Origin of the sequence: Sphingobium agrisoli, assembly GCF_041877245.1 — a bacterium.
In the GTDB taxonomy this organism is placed as follows: domain Bacteria; phylum Pseudomonadota; class Alphaproteobacteria; order Sphingomonadales; family Sphingomonadaceae; genus Sphingobium.
In genome coordinates, this window is sequence record NZ_JBHDJI010000009.1 from 53,355 (window position 1) to 71,771 (window position 18,417).

At 66.5% G+C, this 18,417-nt stretch carries 17 protein-coding genes; 13 read left to right on the top strand and 4 right to left on the bottom strand.

The genetic code is table 11. The features are described 5' to 3' along the window. Positions 1-28: 28 nt before the first annotated feature. Positions 29-1,051 (bottom strand): alpha/beta hydrolase, encoded by a 1,023-nt coding sequence (locus tag ACETPF_RS14925; RefSeq protein ID WP_373935339.1) that lies wholly within the window; start codon positions 1,049-1,051, stop codon positions 29-31. Between the two features lie 256 nt (positions 1,052-1,307). Between ACETPF_RS14925 and ACETPF_RS14930 the strand changes: the two genes are divergently transcribed. From ACETPF_RS14930 to ACETPF_RS14970, 9 genes are all read left to right on the top strand, one after another. Beyond that, positions 1,308-1,850, top strand: a complete 543-nt coding sequence (locus ACETPF_RS14930) for a lipocalin-like domain-containing protein (protein ID WP_373935340.1) — start codon at positions 1,308-1,310, stop codon at positions 1,848-1,850. After that, complete coding sequence (locus ACETPF_RS14935) at positions 1,847-3,568, top strand: N-acyl-D-amino-acid deacylase family protein (protein WP_373935341.1); 1,722 nt, start codon at positions 1,847-1,849, stop codon at positions 3,566-3,568. Before ACETPF_RS14930 ends, ACETPF_RS14935 begins: the two co-directional genes overlap by 4 nt. Positions 3,569-3,664: 96 nt before the next feature. Then, positions 3,665-4,435, top strand: coding sequence for an enoyl-CoA hydratase/isomerase family protein (locus ACETPF_RS14940; protein WP_373935342.1), 771 nt, complete (start codon positions 3,665-3,667; stop codon positions 4,433-4,435). A 111-nt stretch (positions 4,436-4,546) separates the two neighbouring features. Beyond that, on the top strand, positions 4,547-5,638 hold the full coding sequence (locus ACETPF_RS14945) for an acyl-CoA dehydrogenase family protein (RefSeq protein WP_373935343.1): 1,092 nt from the start codon (positions 4,547-4,549) through the stop codon (positions 5,636-5,638). Next, positions 5,628-6,845: an acyl-CoA dehydrogenase family protein gene (locus ACETPF_RS14950; RefSeq protein ID WP_373935344.1), complete on the top strand. Its 1,218-nt coding sequence runs from the start codon at positions 5,628-5,630 to the stop codon at positions 6,843-6,845. The genes ACETPF_RS14945 and ACETPF_RS14950 overlap by 11 nt, the downstream gene beginning before the upstream one ends. A gap of 42 nt (positions 6,846-6,887) precedes the next feature. After that, the gene (pcaF, locus tag ACETPF_RS14955) at positions 6,888-8,093 is read left to right on the top strand and encodes a 3-oxoadipyl-CoA thiolase (RefSeq protein ID WP_373935345.1); all 1,206 of its coding nucleotides are present in this window, start codon (positions 6,888-6,890) and stop codon (positions 8,091-8,093) included. A 101-nt stretch (positions 8,094-8,194) separates the two neighbouring features. Beyond that, positions 8,195-9,709, top strand: a complete 1,515-nt coding sequence (locus ACETPF_RS14960; RefSeq protein WP_373935346.1) for an AMP-binding protein — start codon at positions 8,195-8,197, stop codon at positions 9,707-9,709. Positions 9,710-9,753: 44 nt separating this feature from the next. After that, positions 9,754-10,959, top strand: a complete 1,206-nt coding sequence (locus ACETPF_RS14965) for a CaiB/BaiF CoA transferase family protein (RefSeq protein ID WP_373935347.1) — start codon at positions 9,754-9,756, stop codon at positions 10,957-10,959. Between the two features lie 79 nt (positions 10,960-11,038). After that, entirely contained in the window at positions 11,039-12,046 is a 1,008-nt protein-coding gene (locus ACETPF_RS14970) for an aldo/keto reductase (protein WP_373935348.1), read from the top strand. A 24-nt stretch (positions 12,047-12,070) separates the two neighbouring features. Here ACETPF_RS14970 and ACETPF_RS14975 read toward each other — a convergent pair whose 3' ends face one another. After that, entirely contained in the window at positions 12,071-12,736 is a 666-nt protein-coding gene (locus ACETPF_RS14975) for a glutathione S-transferase family protein (protein ID WP_373935349.1), read from the bottom strand. A gap of 208 nt (positions 12,737-12,944) precedes the next feature. Between ACETPF_RS14975 and ACETPF_RS14980 the strand changes: the two genes are divergently transcribed. The 4 genes from ACETPF_RS14980 to ACETPF_RS14995 all read left to right on the top strand — a co-directional run bounded on the left by ACETPF_RS14980 (position 12,945) and on the right by ACETPF_RS14995 (position 15,823). After that, positions 12,945-13,631 carry a 2-hydroxychromene-2-carboxylate isomerase gene (locus ACETPF_RS14980; protein WP_373935350.1) on the top strand — a complete coding sequence of 229 codons (687 nt, stop codon included), beginning with the start codon at positions 12,945-12,947 and terminating at the stop codon, positions 13,629-13,631. Positions 13,632-13,654: 23 nt separating this feature from the next. Beyond that, complete coding sequence (locus ACETPF_RS14985; RefSeq protein ID WP_373935351.1) at positions 13,655-14,269, top strand: TetR/AcrR family transcriptional regulator; 615 nt, start codon at positions 13,655-13,657, stop codon at positions 14,267-14,269. A gap of 134 nt (positions 14,270-14,403) precedes the next feature. Continuing rightward, on the top strand, positions 14,404-15,006 hold the full coding sequence (locus ACETPF_RS14990; protein WP_373935352.1) for a DsbA family protein: 603 nt from the start codon (positions 14,404-14,406) through the stop codon (positions 15,004-15,006). Positions 15,007-15,013: 7 nt separating this feature from the next. Then, on the top strand, positions 15,014-15,823 hold the full coding sequence (locus tag ACETPF_RS14995; RefSeq protein ID WP_373935353.1) for an SDR family NAD(P)-dependent oxidoreductase: 810 nt from the start codon (positions 15,014-15,016) through the stop codon (positions 15,821-15,823). Between the two features lie 116 nt (positions 15,824-15,939). Here the strand turns inward: ACETPF_RS14995 and ACETPF_RS15000 are convergent, their stop codons facing one another. Together ACETPF_RS15000 and ACETPF_RS15005 are read right to left on the bottom strand one after the other, a co-directional pair. After that, on the bottom strand, positions 15,940-16,671 hold the full coding sequence (locus ACETPF_RS15000; protein WP_373935354.1) for a glutathione S-transferase N-terminal domain-containing protein: 732 nt from the start codon (positions 16,669-16,671) through the stop codon (positions 15,940-15,942). A 39-nt stretch (positions 16,672-16,710) separates the two neighbouring features. Beyond that, complete coding sequence (locus ACETPF_RS15005; RefSeq protein WP_373935355.1) at positions 16,711-18,333, bottom strand: AMP-binding protein; 1,623 nt, start codon at positions 18,331-18,333, stop codon at positions 16,711-16,713. Positions 18,334-18,417 lie beyond the last annotated feature (84 nt).

Genomic DNA, 18,417 nt, shown 5'->3' on the forward strand with positions numbered 1-18,417 from the left:
GGCGCAGGGCCGGGTGTGGCCGTCCGGTTCAGTCGGCGCGGGCCAGGTTGCGGTCGAAGAACTCGATCAGTGTCGCGAACAACTCCGCCGATTGCGGCAGCCGAAAATCATGCGAAAAGGCGTGAGCCACCCCTTCCCATATGTTGAGCTGCGCCGGCACGCCGTGCTTCACCAGCCGCGAATGGGTGTGCACCACGGAACTCAACGCGAAGTCCCGGCTGCCTGAAATGAGCAGCGACGGCGGAAAGCCTTTCAGCGCGTCCTCCGACTGCAGCGGGAAGACCGATGCGTCCTGAGCGTCGGAGCCGAGGAAGTAGAGATGTTCTTCCCAGGGGGGCATCGACCGGCCCGAGATCGCCGGGGCCCAGCGCGATGAATCGCCCTCGCCCCAATAAGTCGCGGCGCCGAACAGCAGGGCCAGCGCGCCGGGAAGGGGCCGGCCGGCCTGCTGCAGCCGATAGATCGCCTGGGTCGCGAGCAGGGCCCCGGCCGAATAGCCAAAGATACCGATCGATTCCGCGCCATAGATTTCCGCCAGGGCATTGAACACCGCGACCACGTCTTCCGCCGCGGCCGGGTGCTTGTGCTCGGGCGCCAGGCGATAATCGACGCTGGCTACCTTGCACTGCGCCAGGCCTGCCACCGGCACCGATTCCAACTGGCCGCACAAACGTGCGCCGAAGGTCAGGCCACCGGCATGAAGGTTGATCAGGACGCGTCCGTTCCACTGCGGCGCCACGCCACCCGCCGGGGCGATCACCTCGATGGGCACGCCCGCCACCTCGTGCGGCGTGATCGTGACGTCGAAGGTCTGGCGCTGCTTGGCCAGGATCCGCGGATAGAAATAGGTGTCGATCCACTCGCGATAGGCAAAGACCGATTCAGCGTCCGAGTCGAGGTAGGGCGGCGGCGGCGGCACCGCCGGTGCGGCACCGGCGCTGCCCGCCGGCTTCTTCGGGGTCTCTGCCGGGGCGGCAGGCTGCGGCTTTTGCAGCAGCGAACTTACCCTGGGCAGGGCAAAGGAAGGAACCTGGATTTCGTTCTGCGCCACCTGCCGCACCTCTGTTTATCGTTTCACACCGGACACCCGCAGTACAGGCCGCCGGAGCCGCCTCGGTGGCCGAACCACAGCATCCCGTCCACTGTCCGTGCCCGCCCGCGCGCCAACCTACAGGACGACCTGCAGGTTTGTCGCGACGAACCGGCAGGATCGCGGCCGCCATCTCCAAAATGCACTTGTCTCTCTCGGGATAATCGACATACTTGTCAAGTAAGCACGCAACAGTGACAAATCCCGGGAGACAGGCATGACAGCCCATAACGACACTGACCGGCTGCATGGTACCTGGGCGCTGACCAGTTGGGAGCGGTTCCGCGCCGGGGTCTTTCTGGAGCATCCCCTGGGCGCGCAGGCCCGCGGCCTGATCACCTATGAGCCTTCCGGCTTTGTGCAGGTTCAGTTGATCGCGCTGGGACGCACGTTCGACACCTTTCGCAATCCCCGCGACGCCGCCAATGCCGCGCTGCGCGGCGAGGCGCCTTCGCCCGCCGCAGCCGCCGAGGTGTTGCACGCATATTCCAGTTTCGCCGGTTATGCCGGGCGTTTCGAGGTGCACGAGGCGGAACAGTTGATCAGGCACCATGTGTGGACCGGGGTCGATCCGCGCATGGTTGATGGCGTGCAGGAACGCCTGTACCGTTTCGTCAACGACGACACGCTCATCCTGCAGATCAGGCCCTATCAGGTCGAGGGGGTTGAGCACAGCGACACGCTTCTGTGGCACCGCCTGAGTTCGATCCCTCCCCGTGTCCAGGGCAGCGAGCAGCCGCCCCAAGGAAAGGCAGCATGATGGCGACCGGACAGCAACCCGAATATGATCTGGTCATCCGGGGCGGCACGATCGTCGACGGCACCGGGGGCGAACCGTTCGAGGGCGACATTGCGGTGCGCGGCGGACTCATCGCCGCTGTCGGGGCGATCGCCGGCCGCGGGACGGAGGAGATCGACGCCGCGGGACAGCTCGTCACGCCGGGCTTTGTCGACATTCATACCCATTATGACGGCCAGGCCACCTGGGACAGCCGGATGCAGCCTTCCTCCTGGCATGGTGTGACCACGGTCGTGATGGGCAATTGCGGTGTCGGCTTTGCCCCATGCAGGCCGTCCGACCGCGACCTGTTGATCCGCCTGATGGAGGGGGTCGAGGACATTCCCGAGCCTGTCCTGGTGGAAGGGCTGCCGTGGAACTGGGAAACCTTCCCGGAATATCTCGATGCGGTGGCCCGCCGGGCCTTCGACGTCGATGTCTGCGCCATGCTGCCCCACGCCGCCCTTCGGGTGTACGTCATGGGAGACCGGGGGTTCCGCCGCGAGCCGGCACAGCCGGAGGACATCGCCCGGATGCGCGAGATTGCCCGCGATGCGATCGCGGCGGGCGCTTTCGGCTTCTCGACCTCGCGCGCACATACCCACAAGACTCTGGCAAACGAACCGACTCCCTCGTTCAGCGCCGCTTCGGACGAGCTGGTCGGGATCGCCATGGGTCTGGCCGATGCCGGCAGCGGTGTGTTGCAGGTGGTCGGCAATCCGCAGTTCGAAGGTTTTCTTGAAATGACGCGGGCGTCGGGGCGGCCGATGTCGCATCTGCTGTCGCAGACCCATCACGACCCGGAGGCGTGGCGCAATGCGCTGGCCAATCTGGAGGCGCTGAATAGCGAGGGCCTGACCGTCCGTGCCCAGGTGGGTGGTCGGCCGGTGGGGGTGCTGATGGGGCTGGACCTCACGCTGCATCCATTTGTGCTCCACCCGTCCTACCGTGAAATTGCCGATCTGCCGCGCGAGGCGCGGGTGCGAAAGCTGGCCGACCCGGCCTTTCAGGCCAGGCTTTTTGCCGAGGAGCCGGGCCACGGCGTTGTGTTCGACCGCGCGCTGCTGACCCGCTTCGAGGAGATGTTCCTGCTGGACGGAGAGCCGGACTACGAACAGCCGGCCGAACGCTCGGTCGCTGCCATCGCCCGCCGCCGGGGGGTGTCGCCGCAGGCTGTGGCGCTGGAGCATATGCTGGAGGAGGGGGGCACCCGCCTGCTGTTGACGCCCATGGCCAATTACTGCCAGTTCAGCCTCGAACCGGCGCGCGAGATGCTGTCGCACCCGCTGACCCTGTCGGGCCTGTCCGATGGCGGCGCGCACATGGGCACAATCTGCGACGGCAGCCTGCCGACCTACATGTTGAGCTATTGGACCCGCGACCGCACCCGTGGCCCCAGGCTGGGGCTTAGCGAGGTGGTGAAGATGCAGACTGCGGACACTGCGGCATGGATGGGGCTGACCGATCGTGGCACCATCCGCGAGGGTCTGCGCGCCGACCTCAACGTGATTGATTATGACCAGCTCAAACTGCATGCGCCCGAGTTGAGGTTCGACCTGCCGGCCGGCGGCAAGCGGCTGGTGCAGAGGGCCGATGGCTATACCGCCACAATATTGAACGGCGTCGTGACCTATCGCGACGGGGAGGCCACCGGGACGTTGCCCGGGCGGCTGGTCAGGAACCTGCCCGTCGCGGCTTAAGGCTGCGGCGGGCGCCGGACGATCGGAGCCGCGGGGCGCCCCGGCGGTTCCGGCCGCGGTGAACCGCAGCACGGGGATTGCCCCCAGGGAGAAACAATGACAGTCGAAGTTGAGATCAAGGATGCCGTTGCCATCGTCACGCTGGCGCGGCCCGAGAAGAAGAACGCCATCACCATGGATATGCGCCGGCAACTGTGGGAGGTGTTCGAGGATTTTCGCGAGAATGAGGAGGTCCGCGCCGTCGTGCTGACCGGCGCGGGCGGCGATTTCTGCTCGGGCATGGACGTGGGCGAATTCGGCAGCCGCAGCGTGCGGGCGACGCTGGACCGGATGCAGCGCCTGCACCGCATCAGCCGCGCCATCTATACCCTGAAGAAGCCGACAATCGCGGCTGTCTCGGGCGTCTGCATGGGTGTGGGCTGGAGCTATGCGCTGTCGTGCGACATGGTCATCGCCGGCCCGACCGCACGCTTTGCCCAGGTGTTCAATAAGACCGCCCTGGCACCTGACGGCGGCGCGGCCTGGCTGCTCGCCCGCAATGTCGGCCTGATGCGCGCCAAGGAGATCACCTATTCCGGGCGGTTCATCGGCGCTGACGAAGCCCTCGCCCTCAATCTCATCCTCGAGGTTGCGCGGGAGGTGCCGGTGCTGGAGCGGGCGCTGGAGATGGCGCGCGGCTTTGCGCAGGGGCCAGGGCTGGCGATCGAGATGGCCAAGCGCCAGTACGAGCTGGCGGCCAGCACCGACTTCTGCAGCTTTCTCGAGAACGAGGCGGCGATGCAGCCCCTGCTGATGCGCACGGAAGACTATCAGGAGGGAGTCACCGCCTTCGGTGAGCGCCGGCCGCCGCAGTTCCGCGGCACCTGAGCTGGCTGTTATCTACTTGACAAAGGCGTCAAGTGTCTATGATACGAGCCGCGCCGGGCCGCTCCAGCGGAGGAGCGGCCCCGTTCGGTCAAGCCAGGGAGTGGGTGGTCAGTGGCCTTAATTCTAGATGACGCGCAGCGGCAGATCGCCGACGAATGCGAGCGCATCCTCAAGGATAGCTTTTCCGCGCCGGGCCTGAAGGCCCTGCTGGAAGTGAGCGGCCGCTATGATGAGGCCTTCTGGCAGCAGTGCGCCAGCCAGGGGTGGACGGCGATCACCATCCCCGAACAGTTCGGCGGGCTGGGCCTCGGCATTTCGGAGCAGGGCATCGTGGCCCAGGCCTGCGGCCGGGTCGCGTGCGGCGCACCCTTTCTGGGCACCGGCTATGCCGCCGCGGAGGCAATCGTCCGCCATGGCAACGCGGAGGTACAGGCGCAGTGGCTGCCCCGGCTGGCCGCCGGAGAGGTCAAGGGCGCGCTCGCGCTGGCCGAGGGGCGTGACATTCTGCCAGCGGCGCCGGCCGTGCGGTTCGAAAATGGCCGACTGACCGGTACCAAGGTGGCTGTGCCCGGCGGCGGCGCGGCCGATGTCGCGGTGGTGCTGGCGGCTGCGGCGGACGGCCCGGTGCTGGTCCTGGCCGACCTGTCCGGCAGCGACACCAGCCGGAACGTCTTGCCCACGTTCGACAACAGCCGGGTGGCCGCCGACATCGCTTTCGCCGGTACTCCGGCTGAGCTGCTGACGACTGACGGGGTCGATGCCGCGCGCGCTATCCTGCGCCTGCTGGCGGTGATCACCGGCTATGAGCAGGTGGGCGGCGCCGAAGAGGTCTTTGCCATGGCCCGCAGCTATGCACTGGATCGCAAGGCTTTCGGCCAGCCGCTCGCGGCGTTCCAGTCGATCAAGCACCGGCTCGCGGAAAACTATACCCAGATCGAGCTGGCGCGCGGCAATGTGCAATATGCGGCGCACCATGCCGCCGATCCGCATTTCGCCCGATATGCGGCGGCCGCCCGGCTCTCCGCGACCGAGGCCTATGATACCGCATCGCGCGATGCCATGCAGATATTCGGCGGGCTGGGCGGAACCTGGGAAGCGGACCTCCATCTCCACCAGCGCCGCGCCCGGACCCTTGGGCTGGAATGTGGAAACGCCATGTTCTGGGAAGATGAACTCGTCGGGGAATTGCGCCGTGGGTACTGAAACGACGATCCAGGAATATCGGGCCCGTGCCCGGCAGTGGCTTGAGGGCCATGCGCCCGCTTATGGTGCGGCGGCGCGCCACGGCCTGTCTGCCGAGGAGGATCTTGCGCTCGGCCGGGCGTGGATGGCGCTTAAATATGATGCCGGCTATTCGGGCATCGCCTGGCCCAGGGAACATGGTGGTCAGGGGCTGGGGCCGCTGGAGAAGCTGGCCTTCGAAGAAGAGGAAATGCAGTTCGGCTTCCCGACCGACTATTTCGCGGTCAGCCTGGGCATGCCGGTCCCGATCGTGCTGCGCTATCTCACCGGAGACTGGGTACTCGAGCGCGCGAAGGCGGCGCTGCGCGGCGAGGAGATATGGTGCCAGCTATTCTCCGAGCCGTCCGGCGGTTCTGACCTGGCGGGGCTGCGCATGCGCGCCACCCGGGATGAGGCTACCGGCGACTGGCGGCTCGACGGGCAAAAGCTGTGGACCACGTATGCCCAGCATTCCGACTATGGCATCATGGTCGCGCGCCACGATCCCACCCTGCAGAAGCACCAGGGCCTGACCTATTTCTGGATTGATATGCGCGCGCCGGGGATCACGGTCCGGCCGATCAAGCTGTCGGACGGTTCCGATCACGTCAACGAAGTGTTTTTCGACAACGTGTTGGTACCGGATTCGCAACGGCTGGGCCCTGTCGGCGGCGGCTTCAAGGTGGCACTGGAAACGCTGGTGATCGAACGGCATCACGCCTCCGATCCTGCCGGCTTTGGTCCGGCGCTCGACCTGTTCGTGCGGGAGGCTGCCGAAGCGGCTGTCAACGGGGCTTCCGTACTGGATGACGGGCGGGTGCGCGAACGCATCGCCCGCAATTACGCCCTTCAGAACGGTCTGCGCGCGATCCAGGCGCGCGGGCAGTTGATGCTGGGGCTGGGGGCGGAGCCGGGTCCTGAAGGCGCCATCAACAAGCTGGTTGCCGCCCGTGCCCGCCAGCGCCTGTCCGAATATGTGATCGATCTGCGCGGCCCGCTCGGGGTCGTCGCCCAGCCGGACGCTTCGCGGCATTCGGACTGGGTGCGCAGTTGGCTGTCGGTGCCGACCGCCCGCCAGGCCGGCGGATCGGACGAGATGCTGCTGAACACCATCGCCGAACGAATCCTGGGCCTGCCGCAGGATCACCGGCCCGACAAGGGCGTGCCCTTTAACCAGATTCCCAAATAGCCTCCGTGCTCCGTTCCCTGTCTCCAGCGGGCCAAACCAACCATGACTGACGCTTTCATCTGTGACGCCACTCGCACGCCGATCGGGCGGTATGGCGGGATTCTCAGCGGTATCCGTGCCGACGACTTGGGCGCCGTGCCGATCAGGGCATTGCTGGCGCGCAATCCGGGGCTCGATCCGGCGGCGATCGAGGAAGTATTCTACGGCTGCGCCAATCAGTCGGGAGAGGACAATCGCAACGTCGCGCGCATGAGCCTGCTGCTGGCCGGGGCGCCGTGCCAGGTGCCCGGAGTCACACTCAACCGGCTGTGTGCGTCGGGGCTGGAGGCGGTTGGCGCGGCGGCGCGCGCGATCCGCAGCGACGAGATGGAACTGGCCATCGCGGGCGGCGTGGAAAGCATGACCCGCGCCCCGTTCGTGATGGGCAAGAGCGCCAGCGCCTTCGGCCGGGAGCAGAAGCTGGAGGACACGACCATGGGGTGGCGGTTCGTCAACCCGGCGCTCGATGCGCTCTACGGGACCGAGACGATGCCGCGCACCGGCGAGAATGTCGCAACCGACTATGCCATCGACCGGGCCAGTCAGGATGCCTTTGCGTTGCGCAGCCAGCAGCGTTGTGCGCAGGCGCAGCAATCCGGCTTCATGGCTGCGGAAATCACTCCGGTGACCGTGCCCGGGCGCAAGCGCGGCGAGACAGTAGAGGTTGCCACTGACGAGCATCCGCGTGCGGACACCAGCCTGGAGGCGCTGGCCAAGCTGCGCCCGCTGTTTCCCGACGGCACTGTGACTGCGGGCAACTCCTCCGGCATCAACGACGGCGCGGCGGCGCTGATCGTCGCCAGCGAGGCGGCGGCGCGGCGCCATGGCCTCACGCCCCGCGCCCGGATATTGGGCATGGCTGCGGCCGGGGTCGAGCCGCGCGTGATGGGTGTCGGCCCGATCCCGGCCTGCACCAAGCTGATGGCGCGATTGGGCCTGAGCATCGGCGACTTTGATGCGATCGAACTCAACGAGGCGTTCGCCAGTCAGTCGCTGGCGGTCCTGCGCGGGCTGGGCCTGCCGGACGATGCGCCGCATGCCAATCCCAACGGCGGCGCAATCGCGCTGGGCCATCCGCTGGGCATGTCGGGCGCGCGGCTGGCGTTGACCCTGGTCCACCAGTTGGAGGCAACCGGGGGCAAGCGCGGCCTGGCCACCCTGTGTGTCGGGGTCGGCATGGGTGTCGCGCTCGCGGTGGAACGGGTATAACACCAGCTTGCGGGCCGATCTCCGGCCCGGACGTTGGCGGGGCGCCGGGGGCAAGACGGCCGGACCGACCGGCGCAGGTCCGGGGGAGAGGAGGTGCGTGCATGGCGTCTGAAGGCGTTTTCTCGACCGCACAGCGGACGCCGACCAAGGTTGCAGCCATCCTTGGTACCACCGGGGCGCAGCTCCCTTACGGCGAACTGGCGGAGCGGTCCGCCGACCTCGCGCGGCGTCTGCGCCATCGGCTGGACGAAGGGGACCGGGTAGCAATCCTGCTTGAAAACGGCCTCGACTATTTCGTTGCCGCATGGGCGGCGCGGCGTTCGGGGCTGCGGTACGTGCCGATCAACTGGCACCTGCAACCGCGCGAGACGGCCTATATCCTCCGCAATAGCGAAGCCCGCGCCGTGATATCGAGCCCACAGGTGGGCGATCTTGCCAAGGACGCGACGGCCGAGACCGCGGCCGACCTGCAACTGTCGCTGGGTGCGCCGTTCGGGGCGTTCCAGGCCCTGTCGGCGGTCCCGGCGGCCCCTGCCGTCATCGACCGCGAAGGCTCGGCCATGTTCTACTCATCGGGCACCACCGGCGCGCCGAAGGGGATCATGCGGGGGCTGGGCCGTCAGGCGGCGGGCACCGTTGGCCCGGGCGAGGCGTTGATGCGCGATGCCTATGCGATGGGGCCGGAGTCGGTGTTCCTGTCCCCCGGCCCGCTCTACCACGCGGCGCCGCTGGCCTGGACCATGGGGGCTCAGGTGCTCGGCGGCACCAGCGTGATCATGCCCTCGTTCGATGCGGAAGCCGTGCTCGCGGCGATCGAGCGTCACCGGGTCACTCATGCCCTGTTCGTGCCGACCCATTTCGTACGGATGCTCAAGCTGCCTGAAGCGGTGCGCAAACGCTATGACCTGTCCAGCCTGAAGGCCGTGATCCATGCGGCCGCGCCCTGCCCGCCGGAGGTGAAGCGGCAGATGATCGACTGGCTCGGGCCGATCATCGAGGAGTTCTACGGCACCAGCGAGGGCGGGTTCGTCACCGTCTCCACCGCGCAATGGCTGGAACGGCCGGGAACGGTCGGCCGGTCGGTGGGCGCGCCGCTGCGCATCCTCGACGATGAACGCCGCGATCTGCCGAAGGGCGCCACCGGCCTGATCTATTTCCGGCTGGATATGCCTTTCGAATATTATAACGAGCCTGAAAAGACCCGGGAGACGCTATTCGAAGATATGTGGTGCACGGCTGGTGACATGGGCTATCTCGACCAGGACGACTATTTGTTTCTGGTTGATCGAAAGAGCAACATGATCATTTCCGGCGGGGTAAATATCTACCCGCAGGAGGTGGAAAACGTGCTGACCATGCATCCGGCGGTCACCGATCTGGCCGTTATCGGCGTGCCGAACGACGAGTTCGGCGAAGAGGTGAAGGCGGTGATTGCGGTTGCGGAGGGCCAGGCACCAACCCCGGCGCTGGCGACCGAACTGATTGCCTATTGCCGCGAGCGACTGGCCCATTTCAAGTGCCCGCGTTCAGTCGATTTTGTTGATGCGATCCCGCGCCTGCCCAGCGGCAAGGTGCGCAAGCACGAGTTGCTGGCCCGGTACCGAACCGGGAATTGAGCGGACCCGCCCGCAACAGAGCAGTTTAGAGCCAGGAGAGTGACATGTACGACGTGATGGCAGGCATCAAGGTCCTGGAAGTGGCCGAGCACACCTTTGTGCCCGCGGCCTCCATGATTCTGGGCGACTGGGGCGCCGACGTGATCAAGATCGAGCGGACCACCGGCGGTGGCGATCCGGGGCGCAACCTGGCGATCCCCAATTCCGGGCGCGACGGGTTCAACATGTTCTTCGAGGCGGGCAACCGTGGCAAGCGGTCACTGGCGCTGGACCTGACGCAGGAGGAAGGGCGCGCCGTGCTGCGCCGGTTGATTGCGAGCGCCGATGTCTTCATCACCAACCTGCGTGCCGACGCGCGCGCCAAGCTGGGGATCGAGGCTGCCGAGGTGACGGCGATCAATCCCCGGATCATTTACGCGCGCGGCACCGGCTATGGCCTGCAGGGGCGGATGGCGAACGATGGCGGGTTTGACTTTCCCTCGTCGTGGTGCCGCTCCGGCTCGGCCTATCTGCAGACACTGCCCGACGGCGAGCCGCCGATGCAGCCGGGTTCGGTGGGCGACCTTGGTGGGGGTGCGACGCTGGCCGGTGCTGTTGCCGCGGCGCTGTTCCGGCGTGAGCGGACGGGTAAGGGCGCGATCGTCGACAATGCCCTCTATCTGTTCGGCATCTATCTGATGTCGCAGTCTGTGGTTGCTGCCGGCATGGGGCTGGAACGCGGTCCGCAACCGAAGCGTGAAGACGGCTTCAATGCGATCATGAACGTCTACAAGACCAGCGACGGCCGCTGGATCTCGCTCTGCCTGCTGATGGATCAGTGGTGGCCGGATTTGGCGCGCCACCTCGATCGGACCGATTGGCTTGAGGATGATCGTTTCAAGGACGCGGCGTCGCGCTATGCCAATCGCCGGGCGCTGATCGCCGAGCTGGACCAGGTTTTCGCGGCGCATGACTTCGCCTACTGGAAAGAGAAGCTCGCGTCGCTGCAGGGCGTCTGGGCGCCGTGCCAGTCGCCGGCCGAGGTCATCGAGGACGACCAGGCGCTGGTCAACGGCTTCGTCACCAGGATCGAAGCCGATGATGGACGCGGCTATATGGGCGGCGCTTCCCCGGCACAGTTCGATGAGCGTCCGATCGGCGCGTTGAAGGCGGCGCCCGCTTATGGCGCGCATAGCGATGCGGTGTTAGCCGAACTGGGCCTGTCGGTGGCGGATATCGACGACCTGCGGCGCAGGCAGATCATCCGCTGACCCATGTCCACCCGCGTGCTGCCGGGCCGGTGGTCCGGGCACGCGCCACGCCATTCCCAACGAGCGGGAGCACATGCTGATGCAGTATCGACCCCTGGGCCGCAGCGCCCTCAACGTCTCGCCCCTGTGCCTGGGCGCCATGATGTTCGGCGGGGATGCCGACGAGGATGTGTCGCGCGCAATCATCGACCGGGCATTCGAGCGGGGGATCAACTTCATCGACACGGCCAACGTCTATAATGGCGGGCGATCCGAAGAGGTGGTCGGGCGGGCCGTCGCGACCCGGAGGGACGCCTTCGTGCTGGCCACCAAGTTCGGCTTTCCCGGGCGGCCGGCACCGGGGCCGAATGACTACGGCCAGTCGCGCAAGCATATCGTCCAGGCGGTTGAGGCCAGCCTGCGGCGGCTGGGCACGGACTACATTGATCTGGTCTATTTCCACCGCGCCCTGCCGGGGGTGCAACTGGAAGAAGGCATACGCGCGCTTGGCGATCTGATCCGGCAGGGCAAGATCCGCTATTGGGGGGTGTCCAACTTCCAGGGCTGGCGGATCGCCGCGGCGGCCGGGGCGGCGGCGGATCTGGGTGTGGACCCGCCGGTCGCCAGTCAGCCGCTCTATAACATTGTGGCGCGCACCGCCGAGGTTGAGCAATTGCCGTCGGCGGCCCATTTCGGGTTGGGGAACGTCACCTACAGCCCGCTGGCGCGTGGGGTGCTGACCGGCAAGTATCAGCCGAATGTCGAGCCAGAGCAGGATTCGCGGGCCGGTCGCGGCGATGCCCGGCTCGCCCAGACCGAATGGCGCGTCGAATCGATGACTGTGGCCCAGGCGATCAGCGCCCGTGCCGCGGCACGCGGCCTGTCCACCATCGCCTTCGCGGTTGCCTGGGTGCTGCGCAACAGGCTGGTGAGCGCGGCGGTGGCTGGACCCCGCACGATGGCACAGTGGGAAAGCTATGTAGCCGCCCTCGATGCCTCGCTGGATGCCGAGGATGAGGCGTTTATCGACGCTCTGGTCGCGCCGGGCCATGCATCGACCCCCGGCTATACCGATCCTGCCTTCCCGGTGGAGGGGCGCGTTCCCTGATTGCCATGCGTTCGATCGCGGCGGTCAGACCGCGCTGCTGATCGCCTGCGGGTCGGGATCGACCGTGGCCGAGGCGATGGCGGCGGGCCGCGCCGCAATCCGATCAAACCAGGCACGCAGGTTCCGCCGGGCGGGGTCGGGCAACTGGCCGACCTCCTCGGCAAAGGCCAGGAAACAATAGAGCAGTATGTCGCCGAGCGTGAAGCGGTCGCCGCACAGGAAGTCGCGATCGCCCATTTCCTGCTCCAGCCAGTCAAGGTGGGCGCGCGCGATGTGCGACAGGATCGCGCCTGAGCCGGGCGGCATCGCGACCGGCCCACGGCTGCGATAGAGCGGCACCGTCATCAAACCCTGGCGCCAGCCGACGTACAGCGGCTGGGAGATATTGAGTTGCACGCGCTGTACCCACATGCGCGCCTCGGCGCGATCCGGCGCAGTGGTGCCGAGCAGTGGCGGCGTCGGCGCGCGCTCCTCCAGATATTCGCAGATCGCGAGGGTTTCGGACAGGTGTTGGCCGGTATCGAGCGTCAGGACCGGCACCTGGCCGAGGGGATTGCGCACCAGGTGCGGCGCCCGGATCGCATCCCCGGCGCCGAGCGACACCACCGCAGCAGGAAGGGTGAGGCCCTTTTCCGCGCAGACCATGCGGACCACCCGTGGATGCGGCCCCATTGCATCATAGAGCTTCATATGGCTTACCTCCCCGCACCACACGTCTGCCCCGACTGTCCGCAATGGTTGACGGTGCGTCAATCTATTTCCTGTGGTATCAGGGTTTCTGGAGGTGGTCCTGCTGCTGTCGGTAGCCGAACAATTGACACCCCGCCTTGTGCGGTCCTAGTCGTGGGTCTTGCCGGAACGGGTCAGCAGGTCCGGCGGATGTGCGCAGAGGCGGACGATGCCCAAGGTGGAATGCTTCTTCGATTGTGGCAGCCCGTTCGGCTACCTGGGTCTGCTCAACCTGCACACCCTCGCCTCGCGATTGGGGATAGCGGTCGAATGGCGGCCGGTCGTCGTCGGCTTCGTGTTTGCTGCCGCCAATCCCGGCGTCTACCTTAACCGACGGATCAATGCGGCGCCGCTCAAATCGGTCGGCGACCTGCGCAGCATCGACCGGTGGGCGGACCATGCGGGCGTCGAGATCAACCACCCGCCACGCTGCGGCCATCCGGTCAACACCGTCAAATGCATGCGGGCGTGCATCGCGCTGCAACCGCAGGAGCGGATGTTCGCTTTCGCCGCCGGCGCCGGCCAGGCACTGTGGCGGGACGGGCGCAATCTGGGCGAGGACCAGGTGCTCGCCGATGTTGCGGCGGACCTCGGCATAGACCCGGAGTGGCTGCTGCAGGCGATTGCGGCGCCGCACGTCAAGGACCAGTTGAAGCGCAACACTGCCGAACTGGCCGCACGCGGCGGATTCGGCGTGCCGACCATCTTCGTAGACGACGTGCATATGTTTTGGGGCAATGACCGCCTCCCGCTGGTCGAGGCGCGCTTGCGTGAGGGGTTGCGTCTGTGCGGGGGGGTGAGCGGTGGGACCGGCACCCACCCGGCTGTTCCCCCATTGGCGGACATGCCCGGATAATGGATGCTCCCTCCCCGCCCCCTGTGCATGGATCGACGAACCCGCCAAGTGCTGACAACAAGCATACCCAGCGCCGCCTGGCGACGCGCGCGGAGTTGCTGAAGGCCGCGCGCCAGTTGATCCGCGAGGGGCGGTTCCGCGCGGCGAGCACGGAGGAAATCTCCGCCATGGCGGGGGTCAGCCGGACCGCTTTCTATCTGCATTTCACCAGCAAGGATCACTTGCTCGACGTGCTGCAGGACGATGTCAGCGAATGGTATCGCCGCCAGTTCCGCAATCTTGACGCGCAGACCGCGGCAACGCGTGCGGGGCTGGTGGGTTGGTTCAAGGCTTTCCTCAAAAGCCTGGCATCGGCGCATCACGCCGTGGCGCTGCTGTCCGGGCGTGAGAACGGCATGGAGTGGTTCCGCGGGACACAGTTGCGCGGCGAGGCTGTGTTGATACTGGCCAGCCAGATTCCGGCAATGCGGCTGGTCAAGGCAGATGGGCGGATGTGCGATGAACGGCGCATCCGGCTATTGCTGCTGATCTTTCAGGTGGAGCAACTCTGCCAGTATCTCGCGCTCAGCGCCCCTGATGAAGGGGATATGCCGTTGGAAATACTGGCGGATGAGTTCCTGCGCTTCATGGCGGACTAGGCCGGGCGCGGCAAGACCGGACGAATGACCGTGCGGCGGCCGGAATGGGGGCGTGCCGAAGAAAAAGGTTGACAGTGTGACAACTGTCCTGAAGCTGCGCCATCATCCGGGTGCTCCGGATGTCGGGGAGGCCAATGGACGACATCGAGTTCTTCTTCGACTGCTCCTGTGTCTGGGCCTGGTTTGCCTTGGCCTATTACGATCGCGCGGTAGCCCGCCACGGCCTGCCGCTGCGGCTCCGCCCGGTAACGATGGACGTGGTTCTGCACACCGTGAACCGGGCTGCCCTGGAACCGGAGGCGACGGTGCGCAGCCGCTATTTCGCGGCCGATATCGGGGAATGGGCACATTTCCTGGGACTGGCTCTGGCCGATCCCGTGCCTCAGCCGACGGCTTCGCATCGCTGCATGCGGGCCTGCGCCGCCGCCGGCTATCACGGCCGCCTGGCAGAGTTCGCTGGCGCCGCCTTTGCGGCGCTGTGGCAGGATGGCCGCGATCTGGACAGCCCCCTGGTGCTGACGGAACTGTGGACCGACCTGGGCCTGCCGGCACCGCTGCTGGCACAGGAGCTGGACGCGCCCGGCCCGGCCCGACAGCTTGATGCCGACACCCGCGACCTGATGGAGCGGGGCGGATTCGGCGTCCCGACATTCTGCTTTGGCGGACAGCTCTATTTCGGTGCGGACTCGGTTCCGCTGCTCGAGCGAGCGGTGCGTCGCCGCCTTCGCGCGATCTGATGATTTCATGGCCAATGACAAGGAAAGCGACCGCATGTTCTCACCCGACCTGCTGAAGGGCAAGATCGCCTTGGTAACCGGATCGACATGCGGCATGGGCGCGCGAACCGCCGAGCAACTGGCCCGCGCCGGGGCTGAGCTGGTGCTGATCAACGGTCGCTCGGCCGAGACCGGCGCTGCGGCGTTGCGCGAGCTGCAGGCGGCAGTCCCGGACGGCCGGTTCGAGTTTGTGGCGGCCAGCTACACCACCGCCGAAGGGGTTGATCGGCTGTTCGAGCGCACCGCGGCGCTGGGCGGGCTCGACATCTTCGTTCATACCTGCATGGCCGATGGGACCGGGCTCAAGCCGTTCACGCAGACCAGCCGGCAGGACTGGGAAGCGATGGTCCAGGGGCTGTTCCTCAGTCTGGTGGACTGCTGTTCACGGGCGGTTCCGCAAATGATGGCGCGGGGCGGCGGCGCCATTGTGTCCTACGCCTCGGATGCGGCGAAGATCGCGACGCCGGGCGAGAGCATAAGCGGCGGCTGCCTCGCGGCCAATGTCATGTTCGTGCGCACGGTCGCGCTCGAGCTGGCGCGCCACAACATCCGGGTGAATGCCGTAACCCCCTCGATCACCCGCGGCACGCGGACCTATGATCGGGTGATGGCGGATGCGTTTTCGCGCAAACTGTTCGAAAAGGCGGAACGGCGTGCCCGGCTGGGCGTGGCCTCGGCCGAGAATGTGGCGCCGATGGCGGTGTTCCTCGCCAGCCCGATGGCCTCGCACATCACGGGCCAGGTTGTCAGTGTCAACGGCGGCATCTCCGCGGCATGAGGCCGGGGTGCGTCCGCCGGTTCCGGCCTGTCGTGATCTCAGGCCTGATCAGGGTCCAGTTTAAAGCGAGACCATGATTCACGTCTCAAGCTCATTCAGTCTGAGACGATCATGGTCTACGCCCGATTCTCGTCACTGCTCTCTCCGCAATCCTCCGGACTGCCGAGGCCGAACAGCCGATTGCGCACGGCGGGGTCGATCGGCGCGGCAGGGTCGAACAGATCCGCCCCGGCGCGCAGGCCGCGTTGCAGCGCCTCGCGCGCCCGCAGGCGGGCGAACCAGGCCTGCACATGGGGCCAGTCGTCCAGGGTGAAGCGTTGCGCCTTGTGGGTCATCACCCACGGGAAGCACGCCATGTCGGCGATCGAATAGTCAGGTCCGGCGACCCAGGCGCCAGTGCGGGCAAGCTGGGCGTCGAGTACCGCGTACAGGCGTTGGGCCTCGCGCCGGTAACGCTCCAGCGCATAGGGAACCTGCTCGGCGGAGTAGAACAGGAAATGCCCGTGCTGACCCAGCATCGGACCCAGCCCCGCCATCTGCCACATCAACCATTGCAGAGTGGCCATGCGACCGGCCTGGTCCTGCGGGATGAAGCGCCCCGTCTTTTCGGCAAGATGGATCAGGATCGCGCCGCTTTCGAACAGGGCCAGCGGTGCGGCCCCGTTGCCGGGAGCGTGATCGACGATCGCCGGCACCCGGTTGTTGGGCGCGATCCTCAGGAAGGCCGGTGCGTAATTGTCCCCTTGGGCAAGGTTGACCGGCACGATGCGATAGGGGAGGGCGCACTCCTCCAGCATGATCGTGACCTTCCAGCAATTGGGCGTCGGTGCGAAATAGACATCAATCATGCGTGCTGCTCCGTCGCTGGATCGGGCGCCATCGCCGGATCAGCGGCGCGTGAAGGTCAGTCCCGCGGCTTCCCGGTCCCAGGTGGCCGCCGTCTTGCCTTCGGCCCGTAACTGGTCTTTCAACACCTTGCCTGTGGCCCCGCGCGGCAAGGTCGCACGGAACTCGATATACAGCGGCACGGCGAAATAGGGTACGCGCTCGATCGACCAGCGGCACAGCTCGGCCTCGCTCAACGCGGTTCCGGGCAGGATTTCGGCCGTGACCTTGACCTCGTCCTCGCCATGGGGAGATAATACCGCATGGACGGCGACATCCTGGATCGCCGGGTGTTGGCGGAACACGCTTTCCATCTCATGCGTGGAAATATTCTCGCCCCGCCGCCGGATATAGTCCTTCTTGCGATCAACGAAATAAAACCAGCCGTCCTTGTCGATTTTGCCCAGGTCTCCTGTATGGAACCATAAATTGCGCCATGCTTTTACCGTGGCTTCCGGTTGGTTCCAATAACCGCTGAACAGGACATTTGGATAGCGTGGGCGGCAAACGACTTCCCCAGCCGTGCCTGGGGGTACTTCCTGATCGTTGTCATCGAAGATTCGCACCTCGAAATTAGCGCCGGCGCGGCCGGAGCTACCCGGTGGCGCTGTCCGTTCGCCTGTCGGCAGGCCGACCAGAGTGGGGGCTTCGGTCATGCCATAGCCGGCCGCACCATAAGCCGGGGCGCCGAACCGCTCGCGCCACTTGGCCGCGACCGCCTCCGGGAATGGCGCGGCGGAGATGCGCCGTAACTGGCCGTGGCAGCGTCGCTGCGCATCGGTTTCCGGCGCTTCGGCGATCAGCGAGGCCATCGAGCCGAGCAGCGCGACCGTTGTCGCCCCCGAACGTTCGACATCGGGCCAGAATTGCGACACCGAAAAGCGCGGAAAGATGGCGATCCGCCCCATGGCCATCAGCGCGGCCAGCACGCAGGCGCCGATCGCGTTCAGATGAAACAGCGGCAGCGGTGTCCAGATCACGTCGGTGCTGTCGATGGCGTGGACCTCAACCCCGTTCCAGCCAAGCGAGCAGGCACAGTTGTGCGAAATCATGCACCCTTTCGAGCGGCCAGTGGTGCCGGAGGTGTAGACCAGCATCGCGATCTGCTCCGGCGTCACCGCCACATCGACCGGATCGGCCTCGGGCCGGCGCAGTTCGTCCAGTCCGCCGCCGTGGACGCGGGCAGGAAGCTCCGGCGGCGGCCCGCCGCGGACGAACAGGCATCGCACCTGCGGCAGATCGTCGATCACCGCCGCGATCCGCCCGGCATATTCGGCTTCGGCGATCACCACCGCACACTGGCAATCGTCGATCTGCGCACTCAGGAACTGGCCGCGAAACGCGGTGTTCACGGGCGCGCTGATCGCACCGGCCCTGTTGATTGCAAACCAGACCACGATCGCATCGACATTGTTGTCCAGCACCGTGGCCACGGTGTCGCCCGGTTTCACGCCGACCGCGACCAGGCCGCGCGTCAGGGCATCGGCCAGCCGGTCTACCTCTGCGTAGGTGTAGGTCTCGCCGCAGAAGTCGGCAAACACCCGGTCTGGCGCGGCGGCCACGGCCCGGTCCAGTGCCGCGCAGATGGTGTCCTGTCGGGGCGGTCCGCCGTATTCCTCCGCCAATGCGCATCTCCCGTGCAATATGGTCCCGTGCGGCTGTGGGCAGCACTGTCCACATTACTTGACACCATGTCCAGCATTATCCTA